The 12,087-nt window shown below is 66.5% G+C and carries 10 protein-coding genes; 7 read left to right on the forward strand and 3 right to left on the reverse strand.

Going from position 1 to position 12,087, the window contains the following annotated elements; translation table 11 throughout:
- The first annotated feature begins 98 nt into the window (after positions 1–98).
- The gene (fur, locus tag WKB25_RS02235) at positions 99–506 is read left to right on the forward strand and encodes a ferric iron uptake transcriptional regulator (RefSeq protein WP_025878865.1); all 408 of its coding nucleotides are present in this window, start codon (positions 99–101) and stop codon (positions 504–506) included.
- Positions 507–569: 63 nt separating this feature from the next.
- On the opposite strand, the gene WKB25_RS02240 is transcribed toward fur, so the two are convergent.
- Entirely contained in the window at positions 570–1,820 is a 1,251-nt protein-coding gene (locus WKB25_RS02240; protein WP_340568477.1) for an SGNH/GDSL hydrolase family protein, read from the reverse strand.
- A 97-nt stretch (positions 1,821–1,917) separates the two neighbouring features.
- On the opposite strand from WKB25_RS02240, the gene WKB25_RS02245 reads away from it, so the two are divergent.
- Entirely contained in the window at positions 1,918–2,835 is a 918-nt protein-coding gene (locus tag WKB25_RS02245) for a LysR family transcriptional regulator (protein ID WP_340568479.1), read from the forward strand.
- A 108-nt stretch (positions 2,836–2,943) separates the two neighbouring features.
- Here WKB25_RS02245 and recN read toward each other — a convergent pair whose 3' ends face one another.
- The gene (gene recN, locus WKB25_RS02250) at positions 2,944–4,605 is read right to left on the reverse strand and encodes a DNA repair protein RecN (RefSeq protein WP_340568480.1); all 1,662 of its coding nucleotides are present in this window, start codon (positions 4,603–4,605) and stop codon (positions 2,944–2,946) included.
- A 115-nt stretch (positions 4,606–4,720) separates the two neighbouring features.
- On the opposite strand from recN, the gene hrcA reads away from it, so the two are divergent.
- The 4 genes from hrcA (at position 4,721) to dnaJ (ending at position 9,782) form a co-directional block, all read left to right on the forward strand.
- On the forward strand, positions 4,721–5,785 hold the full coding sequence (gene hrcA / locus WKB25_RS02255; RefSeq protein WP_089240450.1) for a heat-inducible transcriptional repressor HrcA: 1,065 nt from the start codon (positions 4,721–4,723) through the stop codon (positions 5,783–5,785).
- A gap of 63 nt (positions 5,786–5,848) precedes the next feature.
- Positions 5,849–6,364 carry a nucleotide exchange factor GrpE gene (grpE, locus tag WKB25_RS02260; RefSeq protein ID WP_025878870.1) on the forward strand — a complete coding sequence of 172 codons (516 nt, stop codon included), beginning with the start codon at positions 5,849–5,851 and terminating at the stop codon, positions 6,362–6,364.
- Positions 6,365–6,568: 204 nt separating this feature from the next.
- Positions 6,569–8,494, forward strand: a complete 1,926-nt coding sequence (gene dnaK / locus WKB25_RS02265; RefSeq protein WP_265955779.1) for a molecular chaperone DnaK — start codon at positions 6,569–6,571, stop codon at positions 8,492–8,494.
- Positions 8,495–8,648: 154 nt separating this feature from the next.
- Positions 8,649–9,782, forward strand: coding sequence for a molecular chaperone DnaJ (gene dnaJ, locus WKB25_RS02270; RefSeq protein WP_025878872.1), 1,134 nt, complete (start codon positions 8,649–8,651; stop codon positions 9,780–9,782).
- Between the two features lie 100 nt (positions 9,783–9,882).
- Here dnaJ and WKB25_RS02275 read toward each other — a convergent pair whose 3' ends face one another.
- Positions 9,883–10,680, reverse strand: coding sequence for a helix-turn-helix transcriptional regulator (locus tag WKB25_RS02275; RefSeq protein WP_340568482.1), 798 nt, complete (start codon positions 10,678–10,680; stop codon positions 9,883–9,885).
- A 73-nt stretch (positions 10,681–10,753) separates the two neighbouring features.
- Here WKB25_RS02275 and WKB25_RS02280 point away from each other — a divergent pair, with 73 nt between their 5' ends.
- On the forward strand, positions 10,754–11,953 hold the full coding sequence (locus tag WKB25_RS02280; protein WP_340568483.1) for an MFS transporter: 1,200 nt from the start codon (positions 10,754–10,756) through the stop codon (positions 11,951–11,953).
- The last annotated feature ends 134 nt before the right edge of the window (positions 11,954–12,087 follow it).

Below are 12,087 nucleotides of genomic sequence, written 5' to 3' on the forward strand. Positions count from 1 at the left end.
CTGGCGGTTGGGGAAATCAATCCGATGATACACTCCCGGCGTGCCACCGCGACCCAATCCGAGGCAGCTGGCGCTAAATCGCCAATGAACGGAGACCTATGGAAACCCACGACCTGCGTAAAGTCGGCCTGAAGGTGACCCATCCGCGGATGCGGATCCTGGCGCTGCTCGAGCAGCGCAATGCCCAGCACCACATGACCGCCGAAGACATCTACCGCCAGCTGCTGGAGCATGGCGACGAGATCGGCCTGGCCACGGTGTACCGGGTACTGACCCAGTTCGAGGCCGCCGGCCTCGTGCTCAAGCACAATTTCGAAGGCGGCCAGGCCGTCTACGAACTCGACCGCGGCGGCCACCACGACCACATGGTCGATGTGGACAGCGGCAAGATCATCGAGTTCGAAAGCACCGAGATCGAAGACCTGCAGCGCAAGATCGCTGCCGACCACGGCTACGAGCTGGAAGAGCACTCGCTGGTGCTGTACGTGCGCAAGAAGCGCAAGTAAGCCACGTAGCCAGCTGATTGTGACGAAACCCCGGGCATGCCCGGGGTTTTTGCTTGTCTGGCCTCAGCGTCGCGGTAGATCCACGCCATGCGTGGATGGACCCAGCAGAACCTCCAGATCCACCGCCTCGGCCATCGCCCGGTTCCCCGCATCGCCCGGGTGCAGGTGGTCGCCGGAGTCATAGGCAGCCGCCATCCTTGGGGGATCGGCCGGATCACGCAGGGCGGCGTCGAGGTCGATTACCGCATCGAACGGACCGTCCGTGCGCAGCCAGGCATTGAGCTGCTGGCGCAGGGCGTCCTTGCGAGGGGTGTAGTAGTCGTCCAGCGGGGTGCCGGGCAGGGCACCGGCAAACGGGGTCAGGGTTGCGCCGAGGATGTGCAGGCCGCGCGCATGGGCGCGTTTGGCCAGCTCGCGGTAGCCGGCCTGCAGCTCGGCCAGGGTCGGCCGCGTCTCGTCGCGGGCAAAGGCGGTGCCCGGCCAGCTGATGTCGTTGATGCCGATCAGGACGATCACACTGGCGACGCCGGGCTGGTCGAGCACGTCACGCTGGAAGCGCTCCAGCGCCGATTCGCCCATGCCATCGCGGAGCAGGCGACCGCCGGAGATGCCGGCGTTGACCACTGCCACGCCCTCTGGTGCCAGCCGCGCGGCGAGATGATCGGTCCAGCGCTGGTCCTGGTCGAGGCTGGCGGTGGCGCCATCGGTGATCGAATCGCCGATCACCACCACACTGCGCGCGCTGGCCGCAGCCTCGACCTCGATGCCCGACAGCAGCAGGCGGGCCGTGGTGCTGCTGGTGCCTTGCAGTGCGGGCCATTGATGCTGGTCACCCGGCGCAATCCAGCTGGTCTGCCGCCCGTCCCAATGGAAGGTCTGCAGCGGCGTGGGGTCGGGCAGGTAGACGCTGACCTGCAAGGCCTGCCGATCAGCCGTGGGAAGGGGGAGCGGATCGCTCAGGCGGTCCTGCCCCGGCCCGATCACGACCCCGGGCTGGCCGTCGAAGCGCAGCGGCTGCGGCGTATCACCCGTATGTGCGGCCACGCTGGCAGCGCCGATCTTCAATGGCTGGGTGCCATAGGCATTGCTCAGCCGGACCCGCAGGCGGGGCCCGCCCAGGCTGAGGCGCGCGCTCTGGCGGAAGGTCTGGTCCTGCAGCTGGCCGGGGATGAGCGTCGGAAACAGAAAATCGCTCCCCCACACCGGCTGCGGGCTGGCTTGCCAGCTGGCGACCCAGTGCGGGTCAGGTGACGCGGCGGCGGCGCCGGACAGGGCAAGCAGGGCGGTGGCGGTCAGCTGGCTCAAGTGATTCATGGGAATGACCCGGTGGCAGGGACGGCCATGGTGCGTCCGCGCTCACCTGTGAACTAGACTGCGCATGGACAATCATCTGTGAATCAAATTCATTGCCATGGCACGCACCGACATCAACCGATCCGGCGAACTGGAAGTGTTCGTGCGGGTCATCGAGACCGGCGGCTTTTCCGCTGCCGCCCGCAGCCTGGAGATGACGCCGTCGGCGGTCAGCAAGCTGGTTGCACGGCTGGAACAGCGGCTGGGAACGCGCCTGCTGCAGCGCTCCACCCGCCAGCTGCAGCTGACCCCGGAGGGTTGTGCGTTCTATGAGCGTGGCCTGCGGGTGCTGGCTGATCTGGAAGAAGCCGAACGCTGCGCCAGCGCCCATGCCGAGCCGCGCGGGCGGCTGCGGGTGAATGCCAACGTGCCGTTCGGCCAGCACTTCCTGCTGCCGCTGCTGCCGGAATTCCTGCAGCGGCATCCGCAGGTAGGGGTGGATCTGACCCTGACCGACGAAGTGATCGATCTGCTGGAGCAGCGCACCGACGTGGCGGTGCGGGCTGGTCCGCTGAAGAGTTCCAGCCTGGTCGCGCGCCGGCTGGGGGCGACGCGGATGATGATCGTGGCGGCACCGGCCTATGCGGCACGACACGGATTACCGGGCAATGTCGACGCGCTGCTGGCGCACAACCGGCTGGATATCGGCCACGCGCGGTCGGTGCAGGGCTGGCCGCTGTTGCAGGATGGCCAGCAGCAGCGGGTGCTGCCCAGCGGAAATGCGCGCGCCAGCAATGGCGATGCGCTGCGCCAGCTGGTGCTGGGCGGGCTGGGCATGGCCCGGCTGGCGGCGTTCCAGGTAAAGGCCGACATCGCCGCAGGGCGGTTGTTGCCGGTACTGGAGGACGCCAACCCGGGCGACCTGGAAGAGGTGCACGCCGTGTTCCTGGGGCAGGGCGGTTACCTGCCGCTGCGGGTGCGCGCGTTCCTCGATTTCCTGGTGGAGAACGTCGACCTGACGCAGCCGCGTGGGTAGTGCCGGCCGCTGGCCGGCAACCTGACGCGAGCGTCAGACCTGCAGTAGATCCACGCCATGCGTGGATGAATGCCCGCGATTCACGCGCGCCAGCAGGCGTGGAGGGGCCTACACCTGCAGCAGCTTACGCGCGGCGGCGCGGGCTTCCTTGCTCACTTCCACGCCACCCAGCATGCGCGCCAGCTCTTCCTCGCGCGCCTTGGTGTCCAGTTTCTCCACCGCGCTCTGGGTCATGCCTTCCACCGGCGCCTTACTGACCCGGTAGTGCGCGTGGCCCTTGGAGGCAACCTGTGGCAGATGGGTTACGCAAAGCACCTGACGCTTCTCGCCGAGGGCGCGCAGCTTCTGGCCGACGATGTCAGCCACTGCGCCACCGATGCCGGAGTCGACTTCGTCGAACACCATGGTCGGTACCGCGTCCAGGTCGAGCGCGGCCACTTCGATGGCCAGCGAAATGCGTGACAGCTCGCCGCCGGAAGCGACCTTGCGCAGCGCACGCGGCGGCTGGCCGGCATTGGCTGCCACCAGGAATTCGACGCGCTCGGCGCCCTGCGGGTCCGGCTTGCCGTTGTCCTGCGGCTCCAATTCGATCAGGAACTGGCCGCCGCCCATGCCCAGCTCGGCGATGATGCCGGTGGTGGTGGCCGATAGTTCGGCAGCAGCGGTGCGGCGGCTGGTGGTCAGCACTGCGGCCTCGACACGCCAGGCCGCTGCGGCCTTTTCAATCTCGCCGGCCAGGCGCTGCAGGCGTTCGTCGGCGCCGCGCAGTTGTTCAACTTCGGCGTGCATGCGCTCACGCTGCGCGCCCAGCTCGTCCATCGGCACGCGGTGCTTGCGTGCCAGATCGTGCAGGCGGCCCAGACGGCGCTCGTTCTCCTCGAACTGGTCCGGATCGGCATCCAGGTCGTCATGTACCCGGTCGAGCAGGGCCAGGGCTTCGTGCAGCTGGATGGAGGCGCTGTCGATCAAGGCATCGACATCGCCCAGGCGCGGGTCATGTTCGGCCACCCGGGCCAGCTCATGTCGCACCTGCTGCAGCAGATCGAGCGCCGAGTGGCCTTCGTCGCCGTTGAGCTGGTCCGAAGCTGCCTGGCAGGCGGCCAACAGGGCGCTGGCGTGCGCCTGACGGCGATGGCTGGCGCCGAGCGCGATGATCGACTCCGGTTCCAGATCCTCGCGGTCCAGTTCGCGCAGCTGGTGTTCGAGGAAGCCGATGCGGTCACTCACATCGCCCTGTTGCGACAGTGCCAGGGATTCATCGACCAGCGCCTGCCAGGTGGCGGCAGCGCGGCGCACCTGGCGGCGTTCGCTTTCGTTGCGGGCATAGGCGTCCAGCAGGGCCAGCTGCGAAGGACGTGTCAGCAGGGCCTGCTGCTCGTGCTGGCCATGGATCTCCACCAGCAGGCCGGCCAGGTCGGCCAGCTGCGCCAGGGTGACCGGGCGGCCGTTGATCCACGAGCGCGAGCCGCCGTCGGCGCGGATCACGCGGCGCAGCTGGCATTGGTCTTCATCGTCCAGCTCATTGCTGGCCAGCCACTGGCGGGCGGCCTGCAGCTGGTCCAGCGCGAATTCGGCCGACAGTTCGGCCCTGGCAGCGCCATGGCGCACCACGCCACTGTCGGCGCGCAGGCCGGACAGGAAGCCCAGGGCGTCGACCATCAGCGACTTGCCTGCACCGGTCTCGCCTGAAACCACGGTCATGCCCGGCCCGAACTCCAGTTCGGTGGCGCGGACGACGGCGAAATCCTTGATTGAAAGATGTCTGAGCATGGGTAAGGGGGTGTCTGCAGCCGCGCAACGCTAGCACGCGCGGCGGGGTCGTCCAATGACTTGCCAAGGGGATGCGTCGCCATTATCTAATGTCCCTGTCTCACAGGTTGATTCCATGCACGGTTCTCCCGACCAACTTGCCCCGCGCGCGCGGCACCTGCTGCGCACGCTGATCGCGCGCTACATCCAGGATGGCGAGCCCGTGGGTTCGCAGACGCTGGCGCGCGTGGCAGGCCTGGAGGTCAGTCCCGCCACCATCCGCAACATCCTCGGTGACCTGGAAGATCTTGGGTTGCTGGCGTCACCGCATACCTCGGCGGGCCGGATTCCGACCGCGCATGGCTATCGGGTGTTCGTCGACAGCCTGCTGCAGATGCAGCCGCCGGGCGAAGGGGAACTGGCCCGGCTGCGTCAGGAGCTGGCCGGAGGCGGCAGTACCCAGGCCCTGCTCGGCAGCGCCTCGGAGCTGCTGTCGGCGATGAGTCATTTCGTTGGCGTGGTCAGCGCGCCGCGGCGTGAGCAGTTCGCCTTCCGCCAGATCGATTTCGTGGCGCTGGACGGGCGCCGGGTGCTGGCGATCCTGGTGTTTGCCGACAACGAGGTGCAGAACCGGGTGATCGAGACCCGCCAGGACTTCGCGCCGGGGCAGCTGGAGCAGGTGGCCAACTACCTCAATGCCCACTTCGCCGGGCTGCCGCTGGCCGAGATCCGCACCCGCCTGCTGCTGGAGCTGCGCGATGCGCGGTCCGAGCTGGAACAGGTGCTGGCGCACAGCATCGAGCTGGCCGAGCAGGCCCTGCAACCGCCGGCCGACGACATGCTGGTGGCCGGCCAGACCCGTCTGATGGGGGTGCAGGACCTGTCCGACCTGGAGCGCCTGCGCGAATTATTCGAGCTGTTCTCCAGCAAGCGCGAGATCCTGCAGCTGCTGGAGCGGACCATCCAGGCCCCCGGCGTGCGCATCTTCATCGGCGAAGAAACCGGCGTGGTGCCGCTGCAGGGCGTCTCGCTGGTCACCGCGCCCTACACCGCCAACGGTCAGGTACTGGGCGTGCTGGGCGTGATCGGGCCGAAGCGGATGGCCTACGACCGCATGATCCCACTGGTGCAGGCCACCGCCGATGTGCTCGGTGCGGCCTTTTCGCCCGGCGGGCGAAGTCCAGGTGCATCGGACGCTTGAAACGCAGCATCCCGCCCACACTAGGGTGGGTGGAGGCGGAGAGTGACCGCCAGGGACCCAGACATGAATCAAGATCAGCCAGACATCGCCGCCCAGCAGGCCGCCGCCGACGCAGCTGCCGCCGAGGGCGTCAACGAACAGATCGAACAGCTCCGTGCCGAAGTGGAGCAGGTCAAGGCCGAAGCGCTGCGTGAGCGCGCCGACCTCGACAACCAGCGCAAGCGCGTGGCCCGCGACATCGAGCAGGCGCGCAAGTTCGCCAACGAGAAGCTGCTGGGCGAGCTGTTGCCGGTATTCGACAGCCTCGATGCCGGCCTCAAGGCCGCCGGCGACGATGCCCATCCGCTTCGCGAGGGCCTGGAGCTGACCTACAAGCAGCTGCTGAAGGTCGCTGGTGACAACGGCCTGGTGCTGCTGGACCCGACCGGCCAGCCGTTCAACCCGGAACACCACCAGGCGATCAGCCAGGTTGCGGCCCCCGGCGCCGCCCCGGGCAGCGTGGTGACCGTGTTCCAGAAGGGCTACCTGCTCAACGAGCGCCTGCTGCGGCCGGCGCTGGTGGTGGTTGCCGCCGATTGACCCCGCGCGCCGGGCCGGGCCTGGCGCGGGTTTCCCCTGCCCCGGACGGGGCATCGGCACGACTGACGCTGAACGTGTTGGGCGAACGGAAACACAGCGTTCGGGGGATGGCTTGAATGTTCCACGAGCCTCCCCCACATCCCATTCATCCACCGGCCGAACGGCCGGACTGACAAAAACAACATCCTTCAAGGAGTCTCCCCCATGGGCAAGATCATTGGTATCGACCTCGGCACCACCAACTCGTGCGTGGCGATCATGGACGGCGGCAAGGCCCGCGTCATCGAAAATTCGGAAGGCGATCGCACCACCCCGTCGATCGTCGCCTACACCAAGGACGGTGAAGTCCTGGTCGGTGCCTCGGCCAAGCGCCAGGCCGTGACCAACCCGAAGAACACCTTCTACGCGGTGAAGCGCCTGATCGGCCGCAAGTTCACCGACGCCGAAGTGCAGAAGGACATCGCGCACGTCCCGTACAGCATCCTGGCCCATGACAATGGCGATGCCTGGGTGGCCACCAGCGATGCCAAGAAGATGGCCCCGCAGGAAATCTCGGCCAAGGTGCTGGAAAAGATGAAGAAGACCGCCGAGGACTTCCTCGGTGAGAAGGTCACCGAAGCGGTCATCACCGTGCCGGCCTACTTCAACGACAGCCAGCGCCAGGCAACCAAGGACGCCGGCCGCATCGCCGGTCTGGACGTCAAGCGCATCATCAACGAGCCCACTGCGGCCGCGCTGGCCTATGGCCTGGACAAGGGCGACAACAAGGATCGCAAGATCGTTGTGTACGACCTGGGCGGCGGCACCTTCGACGTCTCGGTGATCGAGATCGCCAACGTCGACGGCGAGAAGCAGTTCGAAGTGCTGGCCACCAACGGCGACACCTTCCTGGGTGGCGAAGACTTCGACAACCGCGTCATCGAGTACCTGGTTGAAGAGTTCAACAAGGACCAGGGCATCGACCTGCGCAAGGATCCGCTGGCCCTGCAGCGCCTGAAGGATGCTGCCGAGCGCGCCAAGATCGAGCTGTCCAGCGCCCAGCAGACCGAAGTGAACCTGCCGTACGTCACCGCTGACGCATCGGGTCCGAAGCACCTGAACATCAAGCTGACCCGCGCCAAGCTGGAATCGCTGGTGGACGAGCTGATCAAGAAGTCGATCGAGCCGTGCCGCGTCGCCCTGAACGATGCCGGCCTGCGTTCGAGCGACATCAGCGAAGTGATCCTGGTCGGTGGCCAGACCCGCATGCCGAAGGTGCAGCAGGCGGTCACCGAGTTCTTCGGCAAGGAACCGCGCAAGGACGTCAACCCGGACGAAGCCGTGGCACTGGGTGCTGCGATCCAGGGCGGCGTGCTCGGCGGCGACGTCAAGGACGTGCTGCTGCTGGACGTGACCCCGCTGTCGCTGGGCATCGAAACCATGGGCGGTGTATTCACCAAGATCATCGAGAAGAACACCACCATCCCGACCAAGGCCTCGCAGGTGTTCTCCACCGCCGAGGACAACCAGTCGGCCGTGACCGTGCACGTGCTGCAGGGTGAGCGCGAACAGGCCCGCTTCAACAAGTCGCTGGCCAAGTTCGACCTGTCCGGCATCGAGCCGGCCCCGCGCGGCCTGCCGCAGGTGGAAGTGTCCTTCGACATCGACGCCAACGGCATCCTGCACGTGTCGGCCAAGGACAAGAAGACCAACAAGGAACAGAAGGTCGAGATCAAGGCCGGTTCGGGTCTGTCCGAGGAAGAGATCGCACGCATGGTCGCCGACGCGGAAGCCAACCGCGAAGAAGACAAGAAGTTCCAGGAGCTGGTGCAGGCCCGCAACCAGGCCGATGCCCTGATCCACGGCACCCGCAGCGCGATCACCGAGCACGGCAGCAAGGTCGGTGGCGAAGTGATCGGCAAGGTCGAAGCTGCCCTGGCCGATCTGGAAACCGCGATGAAGGGCGACGACAAGGCACAGATCGAAGCCAAGTCGAAGGTGCTGGAAGAAGCTGGCCAGTCGCTGTTCGCTGCCGCTTCGGCCGACCAGGGCGGTGCAGCCCCGGGTGCCGACGCCGGCAATGCGGGCAAGGCGCAGGATGACGTGGTGGACGCCGAGTTCACCGAAGTCAAGGACGACAAGAAGTCCTGATCCGGACCGACGCGGGACGCTGCTTGCCAGCGTCCCGTTGTCGTATCAGGGTCCTGACCGCCCTCTGGCGCGTCGGGGCGCCCGACGCAAGAGCGGACCTGGTTCCGCTCTTCCGCTTTGACGAATCCCGACTTTCCGGAATGCGATCCACGATATGAGCAAGCGCGATTACTACGAAGTGCTGGGCGTTGCCCGCACCGCCACCGACGAAGAACTGAAGAAGTCCTATCGTCGTTGCGCGATGAAATTCCACCCGGACCGCAACCCGGGTGATGCGGCGGCCGAAGCCTCCTTCAAGGAGTGCAAGGAAGCCTACGAAGTACTGTCCGACGGCAACAAGCGCCGCATGTACGACAGCCATGGCCACGCCGCGTTCGAACACGGCATGGGCGGTGGCGGTGGTGGTCCGGGTGGCCCGGACATGAACGATATTTTCGGTGACATCTTCGGCAACATCTTTGGTGGTGCCGGCGGCGGCGGTCCGCGCCAGGCGCGTCGCGGCGCCGACATCGGTTACGTGATGGAGCTGGACCTGGAAGAAGCGGTGCGGGGTGTCGAACGCCGCATCGAGATTCCGACCCTGGCCGAATGTGGCGACTGCGATGGAAGCGGCTCGGAAGACGGCAAGGTCGAGACCTGCAACGTCTGCCATGGTCGCGGCCAGGTGCGCATCCAGCGCGGCATCTTCGCCATGCAGCAGGCCTGCCACAACTGCGGCGGCCGTGGCCAGATCATCGCCAAGCCCTGCAAGACCTGCCACGGCAACGGCCGTGTCGAGGAAGACAAGGTGCTGTCGGTGAAGGTACCGGCAGGCGTGGATACCGGTGACCGCATCCGCCTGGCGGGTGAGGGCGAGGCCGGTCCGGCCGGTACGCCGCCGGGCGATCTGTACGTGGAAGTGCGCGTGCGTGAGCACCACATCTTCCAGCGCGACGGCGACGACCTGCACTGCGAAGTACCGATCCGCATTTCGCAGGCCGCACTGGGTGACACCGTGCGCGTGGCCACCCTCGGTGGTGAGGCGGAAATCCGTATCCCGGCCGAGACCCAGACCGGCAAGCTGTTCCGCCTGCGCGGCAAGGGCGTGCGTTCGGTGCGCAGCCGCAGCGAAGGCGACCTGTACTGCCGCGTGGTGGTGGAGACGCCGGTTAACCTCACCAGCGACCAGCGCAAGCTGCTGGAACAGTTCGAAGCCACCTTCAACGGCGAGGATGCGCGCAAGCATTCGCCGAAGTCGGCGACCTTCATCGACGGCGTCAAGGGCTTCTGGGATCGGATGACGTCCTGACCTGCGCACGGATACGTTGAACGACAGCGCCGGGCTCTGCCCGGCGTTTTCGTTTCCGGCTGCAGTAGATCCACGCCATGCGTGGATGCCGTTCAACGGATCAACGGAAAAATGCTGCCGGCGTCTGCCCAAGCTGGCGCTTGAACATGCTGGTGAACGCACTCGGGCTGTCATAGCCCATCGCCAGCGCCACATCGATCACCTTCTCGCCGCGGGCCAGCCGTTCCATCGCGGCCAGCAGGCGCGCCTGTTGCCGCCACTGGCCGAAGGTCATGCCCAGTTCGCTGGCGAAGTGACGCTGGATGGTTTTGACGTCGATCGCCAACGCCTGCGCCCAGTCCTGCAGGGTCGCCTCGTCGCCGGGATGCTTCTGGATGTGCTGGCAGATCCTGTGCAGGCGCGGGTCGACGGGCTCGGGCAGGTGCAACGGCAATACGTCCATGCGGTGCAGCTCATCGAGCATCAGTCGCACTACGCGGCCATCGCGGCTGTCTTCTTCATGCGGTCCGTCGATCAGAATGGCCGCCTGCAGCAGTTCGCGCAGCAGCGGCGCCACCTGCACGGCGAAGGGCTCGGCGGGCAGCTGCGGGGCGAACGCCGGTTCGATGTACAGGCTGCGCATGTGCACCTCGGCGATGCAGTCCACCGCATGCGCCATGCCCGCCGGCATCCAGATGGCACGGGTGGAGGGCACCACCCAGCGGCCGACTTCCGATCGCACCACCATCAACCCGGACATGGAATAGACCAGCTGGTGTCGGCGGTGCTTGTGTGCCGCGATGTGGGTGCCGGCACAGTAGTCTCGCGCGCGGCAGGTCACCGGACGATGCACCGGCACCTCGTTCCACGGCGCGGTTTCGCGGACGGGGCAAGGGGTGTCCTTTTTGCGATAGGCCATGACCAGAACGCGGCAGAAGGGAGTGGAAGGCCACCGTAGCATGCACGGCTCGCCCCCATCCTGACCGCGCGCAATGTCGACTCTGGCTTCTCCCGCCGTACCCGCCCGCCCCGTATCGCCAGGAGTGCTGGCGGCGATCTCCAGCTCGCACATGGTCAACGACATGATGCAGTCGCTGATCCTGGCCATCTATCCGGTGATCAAGGGTGGCTTCAACCTCAGCTTTACCCAGATCGGCCTGATCACGCTGACCTACCAGTTGACCGCCTCGATCTTCCAGCCGCTGGTCGGGCTTGCCACCGACCGCCGGCCGGCTCCGTACTCCCTGCCGATCGGCATGGCCTCGACCTTGTGCGGCATGTTGCTGCTCGGCTTTGCGCCCAATTACGCGATGGTGCTGCTGGCCGCTGCGCTGGTCGGCATCGGTTCGGCCATCTTCCATCCGGAAGCCTCGCGCATCGCGCGCCTCGCCTCCGGCGGCCGTCATGGCCTGGCGCAGTCGGTGTTCCAGGTGGGAGGCAACTTCGGCACGGCGCTGGGGCCGTTGATCGCCGCAGCGGTGATCGTGCCCTATGGCCAGCATTCCGCATCATGGTTTGCCGGTGCAGCGTTGATCGGCATTGCCCTGCTGACCTATGTCGGCCGCTGGTACTCGCTGCATCTGGGCGCTCCCCGCCCAGCAACACATGGCGTGATCGCGGCGCGCCATCCACCGCGCACGATCGCCCGGGTGCTGGCGATCCTGCTGGTGCTGATCTTCAGCAAGTATTTCTACATGGCCAGCATCGGCAGCTACTTCACCTTCTACCTGATGCATCATTTCGGCATTCCGGTGGCGCAGGCGCAGCTGCATCTGTTCGCCTTCCTGGTGGCGTCCGCCGCGGGCGGCTTCTTTGGTGGGCCGCTGGGTGATCGTATCGGTCGCAAGCCGATCATCTGGGCCTCGATCCTGGGCGTGGCACCGTTCGCGCTGATGCTGCCGCATGCCGATCTGCTGTGGACCACGATACTGGCGGTGCTGATCGGCTTCGTGCTGTCTTCCGCGTTCTCGGCCATCGTGGTGTACGCGCAGGAAATGATGCCGCACCGGATCGGCATGGTGTCCGGGTTGTTCTTTGGTTTCGCCTTCGGCATGGGCGGTCTGGGCGCGGCGGTGCTGGGGCTGTTGGCCGACAAGACCAGCATCGAATTCGTCTACCAGCTCACCGCGTTCCTGCCGTTGCTGGGCATCGTGGCGGCATGGTTGCCGTCGTCCAAGCCTGCTGCGCACTGAGGGGGTTCTTCTGCAGGGCTGCGCCCTGCACCTGCCGAGGCAACGGCAACGGCAACGACCGAAGCAAAAGCTGGTTTCCTGAGAGTTGGCGGGGTGGGTCCGGTTGCGGGGGACGCCGTAAATCCGTCCATGGA

The sequence above is a fragment of the Stenotrophomonas sp. G106K1 genome, from assembly GCF_037969685.1.
GTDB classification, from domain to species: Bacteria; Pseudomonadota; Gammaproteobacteria; order Xanthomonadales; family Xanthomonadaceae; genus Stenotrophomonas; species Stenotrophomonas lactitubi.

What these genes read in the sequence shown, in the direction of transcription:
- fur (WP_025878865.1), top strand. Translation starts at nt 99, where the DNA reads ATGGAAACCCACGACCTGCGTAAAGTCGGCCTGAAGGTGACCCATCCG.
- WKB25_RS02240 (WP_340568477.1), bottom strand. Translation starts at nt 1,820, where the DNA reads ATGAATCACTTGAGCCAGCTGACCGCCACCGCCCTGCTTGCCCTGTCC.
- WKB25_RS02245 (WP_340568479.1), top strand. Translation starts at nt 1,918, where the DNA reads ATGGCACGCACCGACATCAACCGATCCGGCGAACTGGAAGTGTTCGTG.
- recN (WP_340568480.1), bottom strand. Translation starts at nt 4,605, where the DNA reads ATGCTCAGACATCTTTCAATCAAGGATTTCGCCGTCGTCCGCGCCACC.
- hrcA (WP_089240450.1), top strand. Translation starts at nt 4,721, where the DNA reads ATGCACGGTTCTCCCGACCAACTTGCCCCGCGCGCGCGGCACCTGCTG.
- grpE (WP_025878870.1), top strand. Translation starts at nt 5,849, where the DNA reads ATGAATCAAGATCAGCCAGACATCGCCGCCCAGCAGGCCGCCGCCGAC.
- dnaK (WP_265955779.1), top strand. Translation starts at nt 6,569, where the DNA reads ATGGGCAAGATCATTGGTATCGACCTCGGCACCACCAACTCGTGCGTG.
- dnaJ (WP_025878872.1), top strand. Translation starts at nt 8,649, where the DNA reads ATGAGCAAGCGCGATTACTACGAAGTGCTGGGCGTTGCCCGCACCGCC.
- WKB25_RS02275 (WP_340568482.1), bottom strand. Translation starts at nt 10,680, where the DNA reads ATGGCCTATCGCAAAAAGGACACCCCTTGCCCCGTCCGCGAAACCGCG.
- WKB25_RS02280 (WP_340568483.1), top strand. Translation starts at nt 10,754, where the DNA reads ATGTCGACTCTGGCTTCTCCCGCCGTACCCGCCCGCCCCGTATCGCCA.